Origin of the sequence: Salinicoccus halodurans, assembly GCF_900114445.1 — a bacterium.
Taxonomy (GTDB): domain Bacteria; phylum Bacillota; class Bacilli; order Staphylococcales; family Salinicoccaceae; genus Salinicoccus; species Salinicoccus halodurans.
In genome coordinates this window covers 312,157-335,787 of record NZ_FOTB01000003.1, presented here as the reverse complement: position 1 = coordinate 335,787, position 23,631 = coordinate 312,157, and the positions used below count along the sequence as shown (strand labels likewise).

Below are 23,631 nucleotides of genomic sequence, written 5' to 3'. Positions count from 1 at the left end.
AGCCCCTCACCCCTGCTCTCCTGCCGGCTGCCTCATGCACTGCTTGAATGTCTCGCGCAATGCTTTCACCAGCGGCGTGTAATGGCTTTCCTGTTTTTCCAGAGATTTCAGCAGGTGGTAGCTTCCATCCTCGATCACTCCGATGAGCAATGAAAAGCTGCCTTCCTTCCTGTCATCATTTTCCCAGTCTCCTGCGTAGATGAATTCGCACATCAGCGGCAGGTAATCAGAAAGTTCATTATCCGGCATTTCAAGTCCGAACATTTCATACAGTACTTTAAGTTTGGCAAGCATCTGCCCCCGCTCTTTACCGTCTTCAAAATTCGCATAAGTCATAAACAGACTGTTCTGCTTTTCAAAATCGAAAGTGTGGATGTATTCTTCCCTGTTTTCATCCAGGCTCAATTCCATTACATGTTTTTCATATGCTTCGATATGATTTTTAACCATCTCCGGCACTTCCTCTTTTACAGCAAAACTTTTGGGGTGGAAGGTAAGTTTTTCAGGATAATCAAAATGAACACTGAAAAATTTAAAAAGCTCTTTGTATTCTGCCAGTCGCTTAAAATCAATCACGCCAGATCCCCCCGTAGAAATTCTCCTCATAAATCTGTTTCCCTGATTTTTCAGTCGTTACCCCCACCGGGCCGCAGCCGTCACAGCCGTCTGCAAAACCATCCTGGGAATACCCTGTAGATCCCTGTGCGCGGTATGGATCCACCACACCTTCCCTGTGGGAAGTCGGGATTACGAAGCGGTCTTCGTATTTCGCTATTGCGAGTAATCTGTACATTTCCTTTGTCTGTGTCGCTGTGAGCCCGACACGCTCAAGCTTGGACTCATCAAAGTTTTTTCCGCTTGTCGCCGCACGCATGTAGCTTCTCATCATCGCCATTCTCTGCAGCGATTCCTTCACCGTTTTCGTATCGCCTGCTGTAAGCATATTGGCAAGATACTGGATCGGTGTCCGCATCTCTTCGATGGCCGGGAAGATGGCATCCGGATTCTTGATGGAATCCCGGCCTTCAAAATAGTTCATGATCGGGCTGAGTGGCGGGACATACCAGACCATCGGCATCGTCCTGTATTCCGGATGAAGCGGGAACGCAAGCTTATATTCGATCGCCAGCTTGTAGATCGGGGACTGCTGTGCCGCTTCGATCCAATCGTAGCTGATACCGTCCTTTTCCGCCTGTGCAATCACTTCAGGGTCATTAGGGTCGAGGAAAAGGTCCAGCTGTGCCTGATACAGATCTTTCGGATCTTCTGTGCTCGCCGCTTCAAGCACCCTGTCTGCGTCATACAGCAGAACACCCAGGTAACGGATGCGTCCTGTACATGTTTCAGAGCATACTGTCGGCAGTCCGGTTTCAATCCTTGGATAGCAGAACGTGCACTTTTCAGCTTTGTTCGTTTTCCAGTTGAAGTAGACTTTTTTGTACGGACAGCCTGTCATGCAGTATCTCCATCCGCGGCATGCTTCCTGGTCAACCAGTACAATGCCGTCTTCGTCACGTTTGTACATCGCACCGCTCGGGCAGGATGCCACACAGCTAGGATTCAGGCAGTGTTCACACAGACGCGGCAGATACATCATGAATGACTGCTCGAAGTTGAATTTGATCTCTTCTTCGATTTTCTGGATATTCGGATCCTCGGGCCCGGTGATGTGGGCGCCTGCCAGGTCATCCTCCCAGTTCGGCCCCCATTCCGGATCCATCTTTTCACCTGTCAGTACATTGCGTGCTGTTGCCACCGGGGAATGTTCACCCTGTTCCCGCGTGATCAGATTCTTGTAGTTGTATGTCCATGGAATGTAATAATCCTTCATCTCAGGCATATCCGGGTTGTAGAAAATTTTGCCCAGAGCCATCTTGGATAACCTGGTGCCTGATTTCAATTCCAGCCTGCCCCTCTTGTTCAGTTTCCATCCGCCTTTATAGACCTCCTGGTCCTCCCACCTTTTCGGATAGCCGATACCGGGTTTTGTTTCGACATTATTGAACCACATATATTCAGCACCTTCACGATTCGTCCACGTACTTTTACATGTTACTGAACATGTATGGCATCCGATGCATTTATCCAGGTTCATTACCATTGCCACTTGAGCCTTAATCTTCAAGGAAATCTACCTCCTTCATTTTTCGTACCGCCACATACACGTCCCTCTGATTTCCAATCGGACCGTAGTAGTTGAATCCATAACTGATCTGGGCATATCCGCCGACCAGCTGAGTCGGTTTCAGGTGGATCCTTGTCGGCGCGTTATGACTGCCGCCCCTCGTATCTGTTATCTCCGATCCTGCCGCCTGAATATGCCTGTCCTGAGCGTGGTACATGAACATCGTGCCTTTGGGCATCTTATGTGACACGACTGCTCTTGCTGTAACCAGGCCGTTTCTGTTATACACTTCCAGCCAGTCGTTATCATTGATATCATGCGCCTTCGCGTCCTCGACACTGATCCAGACGTTCGGACCACCCCTGAATAAAGTCAGCATATGCAGGTTATCCTGGTATGTTGAGTGAATGTTCCATTTGCCGTGAGGGGTCAGATACCTGAGCACCAGGCTGTCCACGCCGCCTTTTATCTTCTTATCCCTTGTTCCGAATACCATTGGCGGAAGCGTCGGTTTGTAGACCGGCAGATTCTCTCCGAACTGTCTGAAAAATTCATGATCGATATAGAATGACTGGCGCCCGGTCAAAGTTCTGAACGGCACATCCCGCTCCACATTCGTAGTGAATGGCGAGTATCTCCGGTCTCCTTTGTTGGATCCCGGGAATACTGCTGTCGGTATCACTTCCCGGGGCTGTGCTGTAATATTATTGAACGTTATCTTCTCATTTTCACGGTCGGATGAAATGTCTTTCAGGGTCATCCCCGTGTCCTGTTCAAGAGCTTCATACGATTTTTGGGAGAGTCTGCCGTTTGTCGCAGATGACATGTGCAGCACCATGTCCGCCGCTCTTCTTGCCGTATCTATTTTCGGCAGGCCGCTCTTGATCGATTCGTCAGTGTAGACGCCGGTGATCGATTTCAATTCTTCAAATTCTTCCCCGGCGCTGAACGCCACACCATGTGCTCCGATTTTACCTGTGCCGAGTTTTGGCCCCACCGTTATATATTTATCAAATATTTGGGTATAATCCCGCCCCACTACTTTGAAGTTCGGCATTGTCAGCCCCGGAACCGCTTCAACTTCTCCTTTGGACCAGTCCTTGACTTCTCCAAACGGCTGTGAGATTTCACCCGGGGTGTCATGCATAAGCGGCATTGTGACGACATCTTTTACCGGTTTAGCCAGATGCGTTTTGGACAGTTCAGAAAAATCTTTGGCAATCGTTTTATAAATGTCCCAGTCACTTCTCGATTCCCACAGCGGATTGATCGCCGGGTTGAACGGATGGACGAACGGGTGCATGTCGGTCGATGAAAGATCGGTTTTTTCATACCATGTCGCTGCCGGAAGAATGATATCCGAGTGCAGCGGCGTGGAGGTCATCCTGAAATCGAGGGATACAAGAAGATCCAGTTTGCCTTCTGTATCCTCTTCGATCCAGTTGATCTCCTCCGGCTTTTCGTCCCGGTTCGGTTCAGCAAGCAGTCCGCCCTTGGTTCCGAGCAGATGTTTCAAAAAATATTCCTGACCTTTCGCTGAAGATGAAATCAGGTTTGAGCGCCATACGAACAGCGTTTTGGGATGGTTTTCTTTGGCTCCCGGATCTTCGATGGCAAGCTTCATCTTCTTCTCTGTCAGGGCATCCACAGCTTTTTGGCGAATGGCTTCATCAGAAGTATCTCCCGATTTCTTCGCATCCTCAAAAAACGAGAGGGAACTCCGGTCAAACTGGGGATAGGAAGGCAGCCAGCCGAGCCGTGCCGCCAGAACGTTATAGTCTGCAGGATGGGAATACCGCAGTGCCTCACCTGTTTCCGCCTTCAGTGATTCCACTGAGGCCTCTTCGTATTTCCATTGCTCCGTGGCAAAGTAGAACCAGCTTGTTGCGTTTTGCTGTCTCGGTGCCTCCTGCCAGTCTTTGGCAAATGCAAGTGTGGACCAGCCTTCTATCGGACGGCATTTCTCCTGTCCGACGTAATGGGCCCACCCCCCTCCGTTTACGCCCTGTGTCGCACAGAGCATGACCAGGTTGAGGATTGACCGGTAGATCGTATCCGCATTGAACCAATGGTTGATCCCGGCTCCCATGATAATCATCGATTTCCCTTCGGTATCGATGGCATTTTGGGCAAACTCCCTTCCGACCTGGGTGACGATCGAGGATTTCACACCTGTGATCTTCTCCTGCCACGCCGGTGTGTATACACTGTCTGCATCATCGTAATCTTTCGCTTCCCGTTTATCCCCAAAACGGCTGACACCGTACTGGCTCAGCATGACATCATAGACTGTCGCCACTTTCACCGATCTTCCGTCCTTCAGGCCGACTGTCCTGTATGGAATCGGTCTTGTGAATCTGCTGTTGCCTGCGTTGTCGAACTCCGGAAAATCGATGTCACAACTGCCATCTGACTGTTCCATGATTGAAAGTGCAGGATGGATTGGTGTGCCCTCATCCGTCTCCAGCTTCAGGTTCCATTTCTTATTCTCTTCATATCTCTGGCCCATCGTGCCGTTCGGTACAACGATCTCCTTTGTCTCTTCGTCCAGGAAAACCGGTTTCCATTCCCCTTTTTCATGAATGTCCTCCAGATCACTTACACGCAGAAACCTTCCGGCTTTGTGACTGCTGCCATCTTCCTCAAGAATGAGAAGGAAGGGCAGATCCGTAAATCTTTTAGCATAGTTTATGAATAGAGGCTCTTTCCGCTTCTCATAAAATTCATCCAGTATAACATGTGTCATTCCCTGCGCCAGTGCAGCATCCGTCCCTGGATTCGGAGCCAGCCAGTTATCTGCAAACTTGACGTTTTCCGCATGATCCGGTGCAACAGATACAATTTTCGCACCCTTATACCTTACTTCTGTCATGAAATGTGCATCCGGCGTCCTTGTAAGCGGGACGTTCGATCCCCACATGATGATGTACGATGAGTTGTACCAGTCGGATGATTCGGGGACGTCTGTCTGCTCTCCCCAGATCTGCGGAGAAGCCGGCGGCAGATCCGCATACCAGTCATAGAATGACAGCATCTCTCCGCCGAGCAGTGATATGAATCTCGCACCCGAGGCATAGCTGATCATGGACATTGCTGGTATCGGTGTAAAGCCGGCAATCCTGTCTGGCCCGTATTCTTTGATTGTATAGACCAGCTGTGCTGCAATCAGTTTTGTTACATCCCGCCATGAGGCACGGACGAGGCCGCCCTTTCCACGGGCCTGCTTATACGCTTTTGCCTTTTCCTCATTCTCTACTATGGATCCCCACGCTTTGACAGGATCTTTATGTTCGCTCAATGCCTGCTGCCACATCTTCCAGAGGATTCCCCGGACGTACGGGAATTTCACCCTCAGAGGACTGTATTCATACCATGAAAATGATGCACCGCGCGGGCATCCACGCGGCTCGAACTCAGGCATATCAGGTCCGCAGGAAGGATAATCGATCTGCTGGTTTTCCCATGTAATCACCCCGTTCTTTACAAATACTTTCCATGAACATGAGCCTGTGCAGTTCACTCCGTGTGTCGTACGGACCACTTTGTCATGGCTCCACCGCTCTCTGTATAAACGTTCCCAATCGCGGTTTTTCTGTTCAAGCACTGACCAGTCACCGTTAAACTTTTCTGTCGGTTTAAAATACTTCAAGCCTTTAAACATCCGGCACACTCCCTGTAAAATTAAGTTAACTTCATTATGTGGCAGTATTCATTGATAATGAATCAGGGAACTTCCTAATATCTTCAGGAAATTCCCTATCCGGAGAACATTCTGTTTCGCATTAATTCTTCCACCAGAGAGATTTAAATGATTGAATGCATGCAATTTCAGTGCTCAGGAGCGTATACAAAAACTTCTGTTTCAAAACATAGGGAAAGTGCCTATGTTTCAATAAAAATCGAAAGCAACAGCCTGGTTTCGAAGTTCGATTAAGCGGGAATCGTATAAACGTATGATTTTAAAATATACTGGAGGTATTCAACATGTCTCATGAACAACATCAAAATCTGATTCAAACACTGCATAACTGCGCCGAAGCATGCAACCATTGTTATGATGCCTGTTTAAAAGAAGAAGATGTAAAAATGATGGCAGAGTGCATCCGCCTTGACCGGGAATGTGCTGATATCTGTTCTTATCTGGAACATGCACTATCAAGAAATACGCCATTCGGTTCTGAACTGGCAGCAGTATGTGCAAAAATCTGCGAAGCATGCGGAAACGAGTGTAAAAAACATGATCATGAACATTGTCAGAAGTGTGCCGATGCCTGCTTCAAATGTGCCGAAGCGTGTAAGCAAGCCGCTTAAATTTCTTTTATGTAAAAAAGGTGTTCATCAGGGTAAAAATCCCGTTGGACACCTTTTTCAAGTCCTGCAACTTTTAAAGCAGCAATAATAATATTGTATATCCCAACATTCCTGAGAAAAACGCCGGGAAACTGCTTTCTCTCTCTTCAGGCAATTCCTCTTTCATCACGTTCAGTATGACTCCGCCTGCCAAAAAAGCGGATAACACTGAAAGGATGAGTATATTGACTTCCGTATAGACGGCAATCATCCATCCAATCGTAATCGATACTGTAAGTATCCACCGCCCGTAACGATCATAATCTTCCTTGTGGGTGGCCCGCAGACCTTTATCGTTCGTCACGAAATGGATGCCCATCGCGATGAAATACAGCAGCATGCCCAATTCTGATTGATACTCTCCGCGCAGGAGCAAATATCCAATTATTGCGTTATACAGTGCGAAAGAACCGATATGAAGCCAGAAAACATTGAATGACGCTTTATATGTACCGGCTTTCTCACCCTGCCTTTTCGAATTTTTGGCAAGCTGTTCTAGGCCATAGAAAATGACAAGCCCCAACAGGGCAATGATGTAGATATGACTTTCAAGGAACTCCAGCCCCTGAAAAGTCTCCTCGAATCCCTTCTGATATTCTTCCAATTCAGGCAGCAGATGCATAAATACATACGCCACTGATATCCCGCCGGCCAAGGACAGGAATTTGCTCCGGGGCTGCACTTTGAGAAACTTCATCTGTTTTGATGTTAAATGGATGATTACAAAGCCAACCACAAATAAAAAGCTGAACCAAATTCCCATGAAATTCCCCGTTTCTCCAATCTGTATATTCATATTCTTCCCTTTGTACTGACCCTTGAATCGTTTGAATGACAATCTGCAGAGAGCCAGCCTAACGCCCGCCTTGAAGGACGGCATAAAAAAATCCTCCTCAAAAGAGAAAGATTTGAAATCGTATCATTTCATCAAGGGTTCTTCTGAATTTTTTGCTTCACTCCGATACTATAGGCAATCCACAACGTTATCAATGTCATGACAATAAATCCGGCATACATGAACCAAATGCTTGTAAGGAGGCCCGCCTGCATCATTGCAGCAGTCACATTCGTCAGGGCATGAAGCACGATGGCGAGCGGGAAGAGCCACCACCGTCCCTTCATTACCGCAGTAAAGACGATGACGGACAGACCGATATGTACACCGATCGCAAAGATACGTTCAACAATACCGAGTGCATATGTAATATTTGATGTACCTGTAATGGACTCAACTGTGCCGGCCGGCAGGGTATCCACTATACTGCTGCCGCTGTTGATGATGAAACTGAAAATGATGGTGTTCAGCATGCCCAGACCGAGGACGATGACAGCTTCTATACCACCGTGTCCGATACCATACGATACTGCTGAATCTATCTGCCTGTGCTTTCTCTTCATCAGCAGAAAGGCCACAAGCCGGCCCGTTTCTTCAAAAATACCTGCAGCCAGTACACCATACAGTACATACAGCCATGGTGAGTCAACCAGCGCATGAATTTCTCCATTTGCTCCCGGCTTCAGGACCAAAATATGGGAAATCTGTTCAAGAACCATCGCAAAGATAATGAAGGTCGCCGCACCGATAAGAATTGGAATCCAGCGAATTTTAAACTTACGTCTCAATACCATTATGAATAGGAAGGGCAGCAATATCGAAAACAGCCCCGCCAGTCCCATGAGAACGATACTTGTTGTTGATATCATAAATCTACACCTGCACTTTTTAATTATTATACTAATTATAACAGTAATAAGAAGGACGCACTTAGCTGTAAGTAGGCCCGTCGTTCCTCATCTTATTGCTCAAGAGCTTTAATTGTCTCTTCAGTTGCCCTTTGAATGAGTTCATCATCATATTCCGCATCTTTTTTGTCTTTATTGGAAAGGACCGCAAGGAAAATCGGTTCTCCTCCAGGCGGCCGGATAACTGCGATGGCATTTCTTGTGCCGTAAGTCGCCGCCCCCGTCCGGTCACCGACTTCCCAGTTCTCAGGCAGACCTGCCCGTATCAGAGTATCTCCCGTCTGATTCCCTTTAAGCCAGTCTATGAGCAGTTTCTGCTTCTCTCCGGGTAAGGCATCTCCGACAGTAAGACTTTTCAGGCTGGATGTCAGAGCCCGGGGAGTGCTCGTATCCGATGGATCATCCGGTATAAATTCATTTAGGTTCGGCTCTGACCTTACAGGATTCGTGACGTCATCCCCCATATCGCGCAACGCTCTCTTAAAACCTTCCGGACCGCCTATTTCCTCCAATATCAGATTTCCCGCGGTGTTGTCACTGTAATGCAGCGATGCTTCTGCGAGCTGCTCCAAAGTCATTGCTTCACCGACATAATCCTCTGTGACCGGATTGTAGTTTACCAGATCCGCTTCGCTGATTTCCACCGTCCGTCCCAGCTCTTCAATATCATTCTGCTGCAGTAATACACCGGCTGCGAGTGCTTTATGTGTTGAAGCATAGGCAAAACGTTCGTCTGCGTTATAGGACACAGTTTGACCCGAACCTGTATCCAATGCATATACACCAAGATTGGCGTCATATTCTTTCTCAATCTGACCCATTGCATCATCTGTATTCTTCTTTGTTTCCTGACCTTCGGCCTTATTCTCTCCCTTGTCTGAACATCCCATCAGCATGATGGCAGCGAGAATGAAAGCAGCTGTAACCACAGTATTCCTTTTCATGAAGAACCCCCTGTCATAATAAGTTTATCCCGATAATATGTAATTCATTTTTTAATTCAATTGATAGAAGACATTGTAGCAATATTTCAAATTTAAATAAAATAAAACCCGGACCATGAGGTCCGGTAATCTTCTGTAATCAGTTCAATTTAAGTGTCATTGCATTGAGAGCCACGATTATTGTACTGAGTGACATCAATACAGCACCCGCAGCCGGTGAAAGCAGTATGCCGGCGGATGCGAGTATACCTGCTGCCAGCGGGACTGCAAGAATATTATATCCTGCACCCCACCATAGATTCTGTACTGTCTTCTTCATGGTATTCTCGGAAAGTGAGAGGAATTGCAGGATATCGGACGGTTCGCTTTTGACCAATATGACGTCTCCGGATTCCACCGCTATATCCGTCCCTGCGCCGATTGCCACACCTATGTCCGCCCGTACCAGACTCGGTGCATCGTTGATGCCGTCTCCGACCATCATCACTGTCTTACCTTCGTTCTGATACTCTTTGATGATCGTTTCTTTGTCTTCAGGCATCAGCTGACCGTGTACATCTGTGATGCCCAGTTCATCTGCCACGGCTTCAGCGACCTGTTTATTGTCTCCTGTCAGCATGACCGGCTGGATGCCGCGGGCGGTTAATTCTTTGATCATCTGTCGGGAACTCGATTTGATCCGGTCACCCTGTGCAATGATGCCGCTGTTCTTATCCTCTATAATCAGGAAACTGATGGAATTCCCCTGGCCGGCAAGCGACTCAAACTGTTCCTTGTCATAGCTGATTTCATTATCCTCAAGGTAGGATACACTTGTAATCTTCATTTTTTGACCGCCGATGACCGCTTCCAGACCGATTCCAGCTATATTATTTACATCATCAGCATGCGGAATATTAATGCTTTGTTCTTCCGCTTTATTCAATATGCCCACTGCCAATGGATGATTTGAGCTTTTTTCGATGGATGCCATGAATCCAAGCACTTCTTCATTGGAATATTCATCAGTGAAACTTTCATAGTGGTTCACTGCAAAGTTTCCTTCAGTCAAAGTTCCTGTCTTATCCATCATGACAACCTCCAGTTTTCTCGCCGTCTCCAATGATTCACGGTTTTTGACAATCAGTCCGTTTTTGGCCCCAATGGAGGTGGATCTTGCCGTGACAAGTGGAATCGCCAGTCCGAGAGCATGGGGGCAGGCGATGATCAGGACCGTCACCAGTCTCACGAGAGCGATGTCCATACTGTTTGAAATCATCAGCCATACTATAAATGCAATCAGACCAGTAATGAGTGCAAAATAGAATAAATAGCCGGCAATCCTGTTGGACAGGAGTTCTGCACGCGACTTGTCGTTCTGCGCCGCACCCACGAGCCCCATTACCTGGGACAGGTAACTGCTTTCTCCGGTCCCTGTGACTTCTACAGTAATCGTACCCGATCCATTCACAGAGCCGCCAATCACTGAATCATCCACTGTCTTCTCAATATTTTTGGATTCACCCGTTACCAGGGCTTCATCCACTGTAGTGCGTCCGGATGTAATTACACCGTCTACTGGAATATTATCCCCAGCCTTGACCTGGACTGTATCTCCTTCATTCACTTCTGAAAGTTCCACTTCTTTTGTATCTCCACTTTCACCGACGATGACTGCAGTGTTTGGAAGTAGTTCCGCCATTTTTTTCAGTGCATCCCCTGCATTCCCCACTGCTTTCATTTCAATCCAGTGTCCAAGCAGCATGATGACGATCAGAGTGGCAAGTTCCCAGAAGAAATCCATCGTATGTGCCTCTGCTGAATCAAAATGATTCATATAGAATGCATAAATACTGTAAAAATAGGCAACCGAGATACCTAGTGCCACCAGAGTCATCATACCTGGCTTATGTGCTTTAAGCTCATCTTTCGCACCTGTCAGAAACGGCTGTCCCCCGTAGAAATAAAGCACTGTGGCCAGTACCAGTACCAGCCAGTCGGAACCCGGGAAGGTAAACTGGAATGGTAGGTCAATGCCCATCATCGGGGAAAGGAAAATGATCGGTACCGCAAAAATAAGTGATATGAAAAATTTCTTTTTGAAATCCCCGTGATGGTGGCCTTCATGGGCACTGTGGTCCATATGATCGCCATGATGATGATGATTAGTATCATGTTCATGGTGAGTACTGTCGCCATGGTGATGTTCATGATGATCAGTCATATTACTTCCTCCTTTCTTGCTTTTATTCGAACGCAGAAGTGCAGGGAAGGTTAATCAAATAAAGTTATTCCTCTACTCCACCGGTGCCAGTTCCTCTTCTGTCACCCATTTATGGTGCTCCACCTCGTCACCGGTTTCCGTATCTGTGTAGCTCACCATATATACTGTTGTATCTTTGGCAGAATCAATTGTCGCCGTCGCTCCTTCCATGCCTTTCATGTGATTCGCGTTCAGCACCACTTCATCACCTTTCTCAAAAGTCTCTTCTCCTGCATCCTCTATCTCTTCATGCACAACCCATTTATGATCCTGCACTTCTTCTCCGCCTGTAGTCGGAGTATAAGTTACAGTATAGACTGTTGTATCAAAAGCACCTGTAACAGTAGCTGTTGCTCCCTCCATGCCCTTCATGTGTGTGGCCTGGATGACCGCCTGACTATCTTCTGGATATTTCGGGTTTTCCGCTTCTTCAAGATCTTCCGGCACCTCCCCTGAGCTCGAATGATCCATTTCAGAATGGGACATTTCCTCTTTTTCCGACTCAGTTCCTGCACTTTCCTCTGAAGTACCATCGTCCATTCCACATGCAGCAAGAACAAAGGTGATTGCTGCAATAAGAGCCATGAATAAATTTCTGTGCTTCATTATATTTACCTCCAAAACTGGATTTCATTTAGAAATCTGTTGTTAACGCACAATCATTATACCCCCCAAGGGTATAAATAAACAAGGGAAAAGCTTTAATAGCGCATCGGAAGAAAGCGGACATAAAAAAGCGGCTGAGTACTATTATTATCTTTAGTGAGATATTGAGTACTCATCCGCTTTCTGCATACTGAACAAAATTTCATCAATTCCAGTATAATACTTAACATCATCCATCATCTGGACCTGTCTGATCCAAAAACTGTATCAGCCGGGCATTCACGAACTCCGGCTGTTCCTGGTGGACCCAGTGCGTTGCGTCCTCCACCCAGATGATCGATTCACTGTCTATGAATTTCAGACTTTCTTCTGCCAATTGTTTTGAGAGGAACTGGTCACCCGTTCCCCAGATGATTTTTGAAGGGACATTGATCCGCATGTTTTTCACGATTTCCTTCCAGCTGGCCGGGACAGCACGGTACCAGTTCAGCATGCTCTCCAGAGCCTTCGGTTCTCCCCAGGAACTTTGGTATGCTGTCAGCTCATCCTGTGTAAATGTTCCTCTTCTGCTGGTGTACTGCAGCGCTTTTTCCATCATTCGAAAGTTGCTGCTCAAAATTTTCTCCGGCACTTTGGGAAGCTGATAGAAGAGGATATAGGAGCTTCTCAACCACTGAAGAGGTCTCTTCAACATAACTTTTGGAAAGATGGACGGATGGGGCATGTTGATAATGACCATGCAACGGACCATATGAGGATGTGTACCCGCCAGATGCCACGCGACTGCCCCGCCCCAGTCGTGGCCGATGATTGCTGCAGCTTCCCGGCCAAAATGTCCGATAAGTCCGATTACATCCTTTTGAAGCTGATTGATTTCAAAGGCACGCCTGCCCCTGGGTTTCCAACTTTTATTGTAGCCGCGCTGGTCGGGCACCACCACTCTGTAGCCTTCGGCAGCCAAAGCCCCGATCTGTTTTCTCCAGCTAAACCAGAATTCAGGAAAACCATGGAGCAGAATTACCAGATCACCATCCTCAGGTCCCGAAATTGCCACGTGGAGTTCTATGCCGTTCGTCTTAATATACTTGAAATCGATATCATTCAGCATTGTATCCCCCGTTTCTTTTGATTATGACGGCCGTTCTACTTATAACCTTCATACCCCTCAGACTATACTCTTAGTACCCCCCTCGACAGTCCATGTAAATACGCACAATAAAACCGGCTCTCCTCCACGGAAGCCGGTTTTATCATGTCACCATTTCATTCAACTAATTCGATAATGCGATCTTTATATGGGCCAGATGATGCTCTTCATGCCAGGCTAACTTTGCAACCTTTGTGGCAACTGTTATCTTACCGTTCGTCTCATGGATAAAATACCGGTCCAATTGATCTTCGGTTAAACTTTTCCCTAAAGCGACGATGCGTTCATTAATGCCTTCCAACATTTTAATGGAACTTTCTACCGGCAGCTCTGTGTCCGGCAGGACAGCCCATTCATCCTGAACGAAACCGGGCACTGTCGGACCATTGTCTGTTAAAGCCAGTTTCAGGCGCTGATACATGTTCGCTTGGGAATCTGCAATGTGATGGACAAGCTGACGGACATTCCAGCTTCCCTCACGGTATGTTTTATTCAAATCTTCATCACTTAGTGAACCGGTACTTTCTCTCAACCTGCTTGTATAAGTTTCAATCTGATTTAACCATTCCTGAACATTTTCAAGCGTTACTTTTTCAGGTACATCCAGTTTGCCAATAGGGAACTTTACATCCATTCTTATTCTCCTTTTCGTTATTGGATCATATTCATTAATTTCAACATAGCTGATATTCCTGCCACTGTAAAACATTTGAGATTGTATACAGAATAAAAGATGAGCCGCCTAATCTATCCGCTTGCTTCCGCCCATCTCAATCTTGCGGAGGAATAATGTCAAAAAGGCATGTTGATCTTCTTTCGAGAATGGCTTTGGACCTTTTGTCCTTCCGCCGCTCTTCCGGATCATATTGCCCATGTAACGTGTTTCGAGCAGATGATTGATGTTCTCATCACTGTACTCAAAGCCTTTGTGATGGATGACAGCACACCCTTTGGGCAGCAGTAGTGAAGCAAGCCCGTAATCCTGGGTCACTATGAGGTCATCCGGCTCGGCAAGCTGGACTATTTTAAAGTCAGCAGCGTCCGGACCCGCTTCCACATACACCGTCTCCACGTGACCGGGAATATCCTGTACAGAATAGTGGGACAGGCTGGACACCAGAACTACGGGAATCCATTTACGCTCCGTTTCTCTGATAATTATATCCTTCACCGGACATGCATCCGCATCAACAATCACTTTCATCATGGTATATCCCCTGTCTCAATCATTTTATCTGAACTGCCGGATCAATCCAGTGATTCATATGCCAGAAACTTTATAATATCTCTGTGCTCCGGGTATCTATTCAAAAGTTCATCCTGCGTAAATAATTTGAAATCAGAGAATTCAAATCCGGGTACCACCATGCAGCTTACAAGCGCATATCCATTTTCGACAGAAGAACCGAATATATCTCCGGCAGGAACTTTAAACTGCAGTTTTGAATCAAAACCGAGCTTATTAGGAGTATATTCCCCTGCAGGAGAAATCGTATGCACAGTCAGTGGGCTGCCGTCATGGAAAAACCATATTTCATCAGAAGTGAGCTGATGGAAACGCGATGGGTTCTCCGAAGTCAACAAGAAATAGATTGTTGTATACTGCGGCCGGTTTTCATCTGTCTGTCCAAATGATTTTCCACTGCGCTCCACTTCACGGTAATACCCGCCTTCAGGATGCGGGGTAAGATCGAGCTGTTCAATCCACTCTTCTGCTGTTTTCATATTGATGATCCTTTCCATTATTATTGCATCATACAAAGTATCGTTTAGTTTCCTACAGTATAAACATGAATACAGTTGAAATCAAAAATACGCCGGAGCATAGTCAAAATAATGAATTCTGTCTCATTTGCCTCCACTATCTGCTATTGTAGAAGAAACAAAGGCCGGGTCTTAACCATTCATTTATTAATAAAGTATGCACTTAAGATTTTAAAAGCCATTCTGCAGTATTATTTAGTATAATGGAATTAATAATTCCTGGGAGTGACGGTACCTGTCCACGACACGGATCTGTGCTCTGAAATATAGACTCCCGGAAGTTTACTGAGGATGATATACATGAGTTCTTTTTTCTATAAAGATCAAAAGTTGAAACAAGAGAAAACTTCATACTACCTGGATGCCAATGGGAAGCCAGAAGAAAAGCATATTGAACTGCTGGCCGGTAAAATTAAAGAGTGTCTCCCGCCTTCGTCAGTGACCAAAGAGGATGTAGTTATTCTATGCATCGGCTCTGACCGTTATGTCGGAGATGCTCTCGGTCCTCTGGTGGGTACAATGCTGGAAGAAAAAAACCTTCCTCTCAGTGTCTACGGAACATTGGAAGAACCTGTACATGCCTTTAACCTGAACATCATATTGAAGAAAATTGATAAAAAGAAAAGGAAGCCTGTTATCATAGGCATTGATGCTTCACTGGGTGGCAGAGAACAAGTGGGGCATATCATGTTTAAAAACGGACCGTTGATACCCGGAACGGCACTAAAGAAAATGCTTCCCGAAGTGGGTGACTATCATTTCGTGGGATTTGTGAATTATGTAGATCCTCTGCCGGAATCACAATTCCTAAATGATACCCGTCTGTACACCGTCATGAACCTTGCGAATGCAATCACAGATGTGATTACTGAAGTATTTGAAGAAGAGAAAAATTGAAAATCAGGGCCGTCTGTTTAAGCGAACAGACGGCCCTGATTATTTATAAGTATTCAACCCAGGATCAGCTTATTGCCCCTGTAACAAATGCAACCGCAATAATGACCAGCGAACAAAGGAAACACCACTTAATCGCAAAGCGCTGGAGATCTCCAAGTTCTGTTTTCACCATCCCTACTAATAAAAGAGTGGATGCGACGAGCGGGCTGAGAAAATGGACAGGCTGCCCCAGTACAGAAGCTCTCGCAACCTGCAGCGGGTCGACCCCGTAAGCGGCACCCGATTCAGCCAAAATCGGCAGTACGCCAAAGTAATAAGCATCATTGGATAACACAAATGTCAGCGGCATGCTGGTCAGTGCAACAATTAACGGATAGAATGAACCCATTGATTCCGGAATGATGGCTACTAATGAATTAGATACAGCTTCCACCATTCCCGTACCAGAGAATATCCCTGAAAAGATTCCTGCTGCAAACACCAGCACAACTACCGTCAGCGCATTTCCTGCGTGTGAAGAGATGCGTTCTTTTTGCTGCTGCATATCCGGATAGTTGATCATCGCGGCGGTCACAAATCCAATCAAGAATAATATCGGTGCCGGCAGAATACCGGTTACCAAAACAGTCATTATAGTGACGACCAGCAATAAATTGATCCATCTTAATTTTGGACGCTTAATGTCTGCTGTCTCGGCGACTGTCGCCGCCGCTGGATTTAATTCCATTGCTTCCTTTGGAGTTATCTCTATTTCAATGATACCAAGTCTTACTCTTTCCTTTTTTCCCAGGACAAATGCAATGAAAATAATACAAGCCATACCTGAAAGCATTGTAGGCAGAAGCGGCAGGAAGAACTCATTAGCATCGAGGCCTAGCGAAACAATAGCTCTTGTGGCTGGTCCTCCCCATGGAGTCATACCGCTCATTATACTGACGGAAAGCAAAGATATTGTCGCCAGTACAAGCGGTTTCATACCGATTCTGAGATAAAGTGCAAGCATTGCGGAAATAGTAATCATATGCGTTGTCGTACCGTCGCCATCCAGAGCCACACACATCGCTATGACCGCTGTACCAATCGCAATTTTCACGGGGTCCCCTTTGACGATCTTCAGCATCTTATTGATTAGCGGATCAAACAGGCCGGCGTCAATCAGAATTCCGAAGAACAGTATCGCAAATAACAACAGCGCCGCTGACGGAGCCACCGTCTTTAATCCATCCAGCATCATGGGACCGAGACCCAGTCCGAAGCCTCCCAACAATCCAAATACAATAGGTACGATTACAAGCGCTGTAACCGGTGATAATTTTTTTGCCATAATAAGATAAGTAAAAACTACGACCATAGATATTCCTAAAAATGTAAGAATAAATAGCCCCCCTTTTTGAAATCGTTTCCATAAATATAATTGAAATTTTCAGTAAAATTATTGATAGATATACGATATTATAAGAAGCAGGATAAGTAAAATATAGTTTTTTTATGTATTTTGCTAAAAAAATTTTATAATCCACCCCCGGGTGGGGTCAGGATATGAAATTGCATATTTTATTGAATATCGCAGTCACTATTTCTATATCCCGGGGTGGTCATTTAAAAATTCTATAAAACTTTTAACAGTTGACAGTTGAAGTGAATCCTCACTGTACATGATCCAAGTATTTCTTTCTACAGAATCCCCGTTTCTATACAACAATTCATAATTATATAGATTATCAGAGGGTTCCAGACAGATTTCGGGAACAATGGCGATTCCGAGACCATTTTTAACCATTTCCTTGCATGTTTGCTGACGGTCCGTCTCCATAGTGACAAAGGGCGGTTTGGAATACCTGTCATGCCACCAGCCTTTAATAAGACTGTCCAATGAAGTATCCGTCTTATAGTTTATGAATGGAAGATCCGGCAGTTTCTCCATTTCTACTTCTTCGCTTGATATCAGACAAAGCTTTTCTTTATGTAATAACTGTTTCTTTCCATACCAATCGTGATTGCCGCGTAGAATACCCAACTGTACTTGAGATGAATCCAGCTGATTCATTATATCTGTACTCCATCCCGTATTCACGTTGAATTGCACGTTTGGATACCGGGTTGAAAAACTTTTCAATATTTTCGGAAGTTTATATTGTGCAAAATTGCTTGAGACGCCGAGCCTCAAAGTTCCTTTTACCTCACCTTGCAAATTTGACATATGATCCTTGGTCCTCTGCAGATGATTGATCATTTCATCAGAATACCGTGCCAGATATGCCCCTTCAGCAGTAAACTCTATACCGCCTTTTACTTTAAAGAACAATGTTGTCTGGAATTCTTTTTCCAAATTTTTAAGCCTGTATGTAAGTGCAGGCTGTGAAATATATAAACGTTCAGAAGTATGGCTGATGTTCTTTTCCTCATATAACATTTTAAGTGCAGTCCAGTCTTTTTCATCCATGTTAATTCCCCCATCTCAGGATTATAAGTATTTTTTAAATATTTTATAACAAATTATCTATTTTACTTATATTAATTTGTAGCATAACATATTTTTTAAATACTTAATAAATTAATATCTGAAAGGGTGGTTGTATAAATGAGAATTCCTGTTGTCATTATGCGTGGTGGAACCAGTAAAGGAATTTTTATCAATTTCGAAGACATGCCGGATGACCGTGTATTATGGGATGAATTTTTATTGGATATTATGGGTAGTCCGGATCGCCGGCAAATTGATGGACTCGGCGGTGCCAACTCTCTCACAAGCAAAGCTGCGGTCATCAAAAAGTCCGACCGGCCGGATATCGATATAGATTATACTTTTGCCCAGGTCAGTATTGATAATCAAATGGTGGATTTCAAGGGGAATTGCGGAAACATATCCTCTGCAGTAGGTCCTTATGCCATAAACCAGGGGCTGGTACCGGCTGTTGAACCTGTTACGACTGTAAGGATATTCAATACGAACACACAAAAGGTCATTATTTCCGAAGTTGAAGTTGAAGATGGCCAGGTAAAAACTGAGGGAATGTGTTCAGTACCGGGCGTTCCCGGTACAGGTTCCCCTGTGTACCTATCCTTTATCGATGCTGAAGGCGCGGTCACAGGGAGTTTATTCCCGACAGGCAATCCGGTGGATATCATCGAAACTGCGGGCAGAATGATAAAAATCTCCATAATAGATGTTGCCAACCCGCTGGTGTTTGTTAATGCCCGGGATGTTGGTCTGACAGGATCCGAACTTCCCCATGAGTTTACAGCAGAAAAACTGTCGGAGCTGGAGGAAATCAGGTCGATTGCCGCAGAAAAATGTCAATTTGCCAAAAAAGAAGACGCTACCAGACTCTCGCCTGCTGTGCCGAAATTAACAATAATCGCTCCTCCCGAAAACTTCACAGATGTAACAGGAGTTGAAAGAAAAGCGGAGGATATGGACTGCAGAATCAGGATGCTGTCCATGCAGAAACCGCATCAGGCACTCGCCATAACTGGTGCCATCTGTACAACAGCTGCTGCATTTTTGGATGACACCATTTTTTCCGGGTTCATGAAGGCGGAGAGTCAAATCATCCGGCTCGCACATCCGGCTGGTATTATGGAAACCAAGGTCGACCTGATAGCGGGGGAAATTTGTGCGATCAAGGTGGTACGTACTGCCCGTATAATTCTGGAAGGCAGTGTGTACACAAAGAATGATTACAAGTTCATATCAAAACTGGCCTGAGTCAACCCTGCTTTTCCAGTAAAATTCAGTATTCATCAATTTAATCGATGGCTCTGTATCCGGCCATTTATCTGCATTTAATAATCAACAGAAATACAAATTCATTGGAAATTTATTAATACACACAGTTTTTCTTCATAAAGATTAACACTTCCCGGAAAGGGAAAGGTTAAAGAAAATACATGAAGAAGGGCTGAGAAACTTGAAGAAAACAATTTCTGACTCGATCATCGAAGCATTGCTCAACGCGGGTATTACCAGAGTGTATGGAATCGTAGGGGATTCACTCAATGCTGTACTTGACTCTATAAGACGTTCAGGGAAAATTGAATGGATCAGCGTACGCCACGAAGAAGTAGCGGCTTTTGCAGCTGGTGCTGACGCGGAAATGAAAGGAAGTATTGCTGTTTGTGCAGGAAGCAGCGGGCCGGGTAATATGCACTTGATCAATGGCTTGTATGACTGCCATCGAAATCGTGTTCCGGTCCTCGCCATCGCTGCACAAATTCCAAGTGATGAAGTTGGCAGCGATTATTTCCAGGAAACAGATCCGAAGTTCCTGTTCCAGGAATGCAGTCACTACTGTGAAGTTATAAACAGTTCCAAGCAGATGCCCCGGATTGTCACTATGGCTCTCCAGACTGCCATTGCAGAGGATGGTGTATCTGTCTTAGTGCTGCCGGGGGACGTTGCGGAGTTAGAGGATGATAATAAAATGCCGGAACAGGTATTGTATCCAAGCAATCCTGTCACAATACCTTCAGCAGAAGAATTGGAGACGTTGGCATCCTACCTGAACAATGAAAAAAACGGAAAGAGAATCACCCTGTTGTGTGGAAAAGGATGTGCAGGAGCACACAAATCCCTCATGGAACTCAGTGAGAAGCTGCAGTCACCCATGGTCGTTGCTTTGGGAGGCAAGGAATACCTTGAATATGACAATCCATACTACGCTGGTTTGAACGGTCTGATCGGCTACGCCTCCGGTTACGAGGCAATGATGAACTGCGATATTCTGCTGATGCTGGGTACAGACTTCCCGTACAGACAGTTCTATCCCAAAGATGCAGTCGTTCTTCAGGTCGATATCGAAGCAAAACACCTGGGACGGCGGACAAACCTCACCTATGGTGTCTGCGGTGATGTCAAACAGACTGTGGAATCTCTGATGCCCCTCTTGGATGAAGGGCGGGATTCAGCCCACTTGAAAAAGTCTATTGAAAAATACGACGGGGTCCGAGAGGATTTAAATGAACTGGCGGTGGATGAAAACGGAAGAAAACCAATCCATCCGCAATACCTGACTAAACTCGTAAGTGATCTGGCATCTGACGATGCTGTATTTACAAGCGATGTCGGTACACCAATCGTATGGGCGGCGAGATACTTGCAGATGAACGGTCAGAGAAGATTTCTGGGATCATTTAATCACGGTACTATGGCCAATGCTCTGCCGCAGGCGATTGGTGCCCAGGTATCTTCCCCGGAACGTCAGGTCATTTCATTATCCGGAGACGGTGGGCTGAGTATGCTCATGGGGGATCTGATCACACTGAGACAGCATAATTTACCGGTGAATGTCGTTGTATACAACAATAGTTCCCTGGGCTTCGTGGAACTGGAAATGAAAGCTGCCGGTTACCTCGAGACAGGTACTGGGCTGGATACTGTCAATTTTGCAGCACTCGCCGAATCATTGGGTATAAAAGGAATCCGTGTCGAGGACCCGGCTGATCTTGAAAGTGCGGTAAGTGAGGCACTCAATCACGAGGGCCCGGTTGTACTGGACGTCATCGTCAACCGTCATGAGCTGTCCTTACCGCCTAAGATTACTTTCAACCAGGCACATGGTTTCAGCTTGTGGATGATGAAAGCTGTGCTGAACGGCAAAGGCAATGAATTGATCGATCTGGCCAAGAGCAACTTGTTCCGTTAAAAATGAAAAACCACCCATTAACTTCAAAGAGCCTTTCCCACAATCGGGAAGAGCTCTTTATTTGTGATAAACACATAATCTGTAACGATTTCTCTATTACCAGGCCTATACCGCAATTACACCTGTGAGAACTGCGACCACCGTCACCGCAACAGTTGCAAGACAAGCCCACTTCAACATCATTTTCTTCATTAAAAAATATTCTCACTTCTTCCCCTACCCGAAGTTTTAACCAATAACCCAAATATCTTTTACTCGTATTTCTATTTATAATATCATAATTCATAAAAATCAACATATGTATAAAAAATCCCCCAACCGCAAATGGTTGGAGGAAATATATGATTCAGTGCTATTAACGTTTTGAGAACTGTGGAGAACGACGGGCTTTCTTAAGACCGTATTTGTAACGTTCTTTCATACGTGGGTCACGTGTAAGGAGTCCTGCTCTCTTAAGTGGTCCACGGTTTTCCGGATCTGCTTCGAGAAGTGCTCTTGCAATTCCGTGACGGATTGCCTGTGCCTGTCCTGTGAAGCCTCCACCTTTAACGTTTACCAATACATCGTAGTTACCTTCTGTTTCTGTAACTGCGAATGGTTGGTTCAAATCAAGGATTAAACTTTCGAATGGAAGGTATTCTCTCATGTCACGACCGTTGACTGTAACATTACCTTCACCTGGTACCAAACGTACACGTGCTACTGAGTGTTTACGACGACCTGTTCCTGTATATTCTACTTTAGCCAATGAATTAACCTCCTATTCTTAACCGCGAAGTTCGTAGTTTTCTGGTTTTTGTGCTGCGTGTGGATGCTCGCTTCCAGCATACACATGTAGTTTTTTGCCTGTTGCGCGACCGAGTGGGTTCTTCGGAAGCATACCTTTGATGGAATTTTCCAGCAAACGTACTGGATTTTTGTCTCTAAGTGCACCTGCAGAGATGGATTTGATTCCACCAACGTGTCCAGAGTGTCTGTAGTACATTTTATCCTGTGCTTTGTTACCACTTAGTTCGATTTTTTCAGCGTTGATGATGATTACGTTATCACCAGTATCAACATGCGGTGTGAATGTCGGTTTGTTTTTGCCGCGAAGAATCGCTGCAACTTCTGAAGAAAGACGTCCAAGTGTCTGTCCTTCTGCATCGACAACATACCATTTACGCTCAATGCTAGCTTCGTTGGCCATAAATGTTTGACGCATTTTTTGTCCTCCTAGTTTTATGAATAATTCGCTCGTTTTTATGCTTTAAAATAAAAAAAGCTTCTTCGTTTTATTATATCTGATCTACAATAAGTTTCCGGGGCTTATCGCGGGTGATATAAAATTATACCGTTGTCTATGATAACCTTATTAGTGCATTTTGTCAATGTTTTTCAAGGTTATTTTTCATTTCCTGCAATGTTTCTTCAAGTGCTTTTTCATTGAGGAATACCCGTTCCAGATACAGCCCTTCAGCTGGCGCCGTCCTTGGCACATGCTTTCTGTCTTTTGCTTCCAGAATCTCCGGCGTCCTGCCACCGTCCCATCTGCCCTGTCCGACTTCGAGCACATATGCGACCAGTATCCTCACCATATTATAAAGGAAGCCCGATCCGGTAATAACAAAATCGAAACCCTCTTCTGTTTTGATGAGGTCGAAACGATGAATATGCCTGACTTTATTTTCAATTTCCGATTTGGCACTCGAGAAACTGGTGAAGTCATGGGTCCCGATGAAGTACTGCATGGCATCACGCATTTTCTGTTCATCGACCTGATAAGGATAATAGACTTTGAGTCCATGCTGGAAGGGGTCTCTGTTTGTGCCCTGATATATTTTATATCTGTAGGTCTTCCCTTTTGAATGGAAACGCACATGATAATCTTCATCGATTTCCCGCACTTCGTGTATGAGTATATCTTCCGGCAGCCCTGAGTTCAATGCAAATTTCCATTTATCTCCCGGAATATCAATATGGGAATCAAAATGGAAGTATTGTTCGAGCGCATGCACACCTGCATCCGTACGGCCGGCGGGATGGATGCGGACGAATTCCTTGTGCATGCGGTTTAATACACTTTCAATTTCATTCTGGACGGTACGGGCATCTTTTTGGTATTGGAAGCCGGAAAATTTACTGCCGTTATAACTCACTTTGACTAAATATCGCATTGCTGACGCTCC

At 45.4% G+C, this 23,631-nt stretch carries 21 protein-coding genes; 4 read left to right on the top strand and 17 right to left on the bottom strand.

The genetic code is table 11. The annotated features are described in order from the left end of the window. Window positions 1-6: 6 nt before the first annotated feature. The 3 genes from narJ to BM271_RS08270 are packed head-to-tail and all read right to left on the bottom strand — an operon-like array spanning window position 7 to window position 5,786. Window positions 7-576 (bottom strand): nitrate reductase molybdenum cofactor assembly chaperone, encoded by a 570-nt coding sequence (gene narJ / locus BM271_RS08280; protein WP_046789215.1) that lies wholly within the window; start codon window positions 574-576, stop codon window positions 7-9. Beyond that, on the bottom strand, window positions 569-2,125 hold the full coding sequence (narH, locus tag BM271_RS08275) for a nitrate reductase subunit beta (protein WP_046789214.1): 1,557 nt from the start codon (window positions 2,123-2,125) through the stop codon (window positions 569-571). The genes narJ and narH overlap by 8 nt, the downstream gene beginning before the upstream one ends. After that, window positions 2,115-5,786 carry a nitrate reductase subunit alpha gene (locus tag BM271_RS08270; protein WP_046789213.1) on the bottom strand — a complete coding sequence of 1,224 codons (3,672 nt, stop codon included), beginning with the start codon at window positions 5,784-5,786 and terminating at the stop codon, window positions 2,115-2,117. The genes narH and BM271_RS08270 overlap by 11 nt, the downstream gene beginning before the upstream one ends. Before the next feature lie 323 nt (window positions 5,787-6,109). Here BM271_RS08270 and BM271_RS08265 point away from each other — a divergent pair, with 323 nt between their 5' ends. After that, the gene (locus BM271_RS08265) at window positions 6,110-6,436 is read left to right on the top strand and encodes a four-helix bundle copper-binding protein (protein WP_074924553.1); all 327 of its coding nucleotides are present in this window, start codon (window positions 6,110-6,112) and stop codon (window positions 6,434-6,436) included. A gap of 73 nt (window positions 6,437-6,509) precedes the next feature. On the opposite strand, the gene BM271_RS08260 is transcribed toward BM271_RS08265, so the two are convergent. The 9 genes from BM271_RS08260 to BM271_RS08220 all read right to left on the bottom strand — a co-directional run bounded on the left by BM271_RS08260 (window position 6,510) and on the right by BM271_RS08220 (window position 14,882). After that, entirely contained in the window at window positions 6,510-7,355 is an 846-nt protein-coding gene (locus BM271_RS08260; RefSeq protein ID WP_338054662.1) for a hypothetical protein, read from the bottom strand. A 47-nt stretch (window positions 7,356-7,402) separates the two neighbouring features. Continuing rightward, window positions 7,403-8,179 (bottom strand): YhfC family intramembrane metalloprotease, encoded by a 777-nt coding sequence (locus BM271_RS08255; RefSeq protein WP_046789211.1) that lies wholly within the window; start codon window positions 8,177-8,179, stop codon window positions 7,403-7,405. Between the two features lie 92 nt (window positions 8,180-8,271). Next, the gene (gene bla, locus BM271_RS08250) at window positions 8,272-9,162 is read right to left on the bottom strand and encodes a class A beta-lactamase (RefSeq protein WP_046789210.1); all 891 of its coding nucleotides are present in this window, start codon (window positions 9,160-9,162) and stop codon (window positions 8,272-8,274) included. A gap of 139 nt (window positions 9,163-9,301) precedes the next feature. Next, a complete protein-coding gene (locus BM271_RS08245; protein WP_046789209.1) occupies window positions 9,302-11,365 on the bottom strand; it encodes a heavy metal translocating P-type ATPase in 2,064 nt (687 codons plus the stop codon). Window positions 11,366-11,437: 72 nt separating this feature from the next. Further along, window positions 11,438-12,010, bottom strand: a complete 573-nt coding sequence (locus BM271_RS08240; RefSeq protein WP_046789208.1) for a YdhK family protein — start codon at window positions 12,008-12,010, stop codon at window positions 11,438-11,440. Between the two features lie 229 nt (window positions 12,011-12,239). Continuing rightward, a complete protein-coding gene (locus tag BM271_RS08235) occupies window positions 12,240-13,118 on the bottom strand; it encodes an alpha/beta fold hydrolase (RefSeq protein ID WP_234960500.1) in 879 nt (292 codons plus the stop codon). Window positions 13,119-13,281: 163 nt separating this feature from the next. After that, on the bottom strand, window positions 13,282-13,791 hold the full coding sequence (locus BM271_RS08230; protein WP_046789207.1) for a YfiT family bacillithiol transferase: 510 nt from the start codon (window positions 13,789-13,791) through the stop codon (window positions 13,282-13,284). A 108-nt stretch (window positions 13,792-13,899) separates the two neighbouring features. Continuing rightward, on the bottom strand, window positions 13,900-14,361 hold the full coding sequence (locus tag BM271_RS08225; protein WP_046791388.1) for a YaiI/YqxD family protein: 462 nt from the start codon (window positions 14,359-14,361) through the stop codon (window positions 13,900-13,902). A gap of 44 nt (window positions 14,362-14,405) precedes the next feature. Then, a complete protein-coding gene (locus BM271_RS08220) occupies window positions 14,406-14,882 on the bottom strand; it encodes a cupin domain-containing protein (RefSeq protein WP_046791387.1) in 477 nt (158 codons plus the stop codon). Window positions 14,883-15,221: 339 nt separating this feature from the next. Here BM271_RS08220 and yyaC point away from each other — a divergent pair, with 339 nt between their 5' ends. After that, complete coding sequence (gene yyaC / locus BM271_RS08215; RefSeq protein ID WP_052749799.1) at window positions 15,222-15,818, top strand: spore protease YyaC; 597 nt, start codon at window positions 15,222-15,224, stop codon at window positions 15,816-15,818. A 64-nt stretch (window positions 15,819-15,882) separates the two neighbouring features. On the opposite strand, the gene BM271_RS08210 is transcribed toward yyaC, so the two are convergent. Beyond that, entirely contained in the window at window positions 15,883-17,193 is a 1,311-nt protein-coding gene (locus BM271_RS08210) for a CitMHS family transporter (protein ID WP_046789206.1), read from the bottom strand. Window positions 17,194-17,397: 204 nt separating this feature from the next. Next, complete coding sequence (locus BM271_RS08205; RefSeq protein WP_046789205.1) at window positions 17,398-18,261, bottom strand: LysR family transcriptional regulator; 864 nt, start codon at window positions 18,259-18,261, stop codon at window positions 17,398-17,400. Between the two features lie 138 nt (window positions 18,262-18,399). Between BM271_RS08205 and BM271_RS08200 the strand changes: the two genes are divergently transcribed. Next, the gene (locus BM271_RS08200) at window positions 18,400-19,527 is read left to right on the top strand and encodes a 2-methylaconitate cis-trans isomerase PrpF family protein (RefSeq protein ID WP_046789204.1); all 1,128 of its coding nucleotides are present in this window, start codon (window positions 18,400-18,402) and stop codon (window positions 19,525-19,527) included. A gap of 202 nt (window positions 19,528-19,729) precedes the next feature. Then, window positions 19,730-21,463 carry a ubiquinone-dependent pyruvate dehydrogenase gene (gene poxB / locus BM271_RS08195; RefSeq protein WP_046789203.1) on the top strand — a complete coding sequence of 578 codons (1,734 nt, stop codon included), beginning with the start codon at window positions 19,730-19,732 and terminating at the stop codon, window positions 21,461-21,463. Window positions 21,464-21,818: 355 nt separating this feature from the next. Here the strand turns inward: poxB and rpsI are convergent, their stop codons facing one another. From rpsI to truA, 3 genes are all read right to left on the bottom strand, one after another. Then, complete coding sequence (gene rpsI / locus BM271_RS08190; RefSeq protein ID WP_046789202.1) at window positions 21,819-22,211, bottom strand: 30S ribosomal protein S9; 393 nt, start codon at window positions 22,209-22,211, stop codon at window positions 21,819-21,821. 18 nt (window positions 22,212-22,229) lie between these two features. Then, a complete protein-coding gene (gene rplM / locus BM271_RS08185; RefSeq protein WP_046789201.1) occupies window positions 22,230-22,667 on the bottom strand; it encodes a 50S ribosomal protein L13 in 438 nt (145 codons plus the stop codon). A gap of 163 nt (window positions 22,668-22,830) precedes the next feature. Further along, entirely contained in the window at window positions 22,831-23,619 is a 789-nt protein-coding gene (gene truA, locus BM271_RS08180) for a tRNA pseudouridine(38-40) synthase TruA (RefSeq protein ID WP_046789200.1), read from the bottom strand. Window positions 23,620-23,631 lie beyond the last annotated feature (12 nt).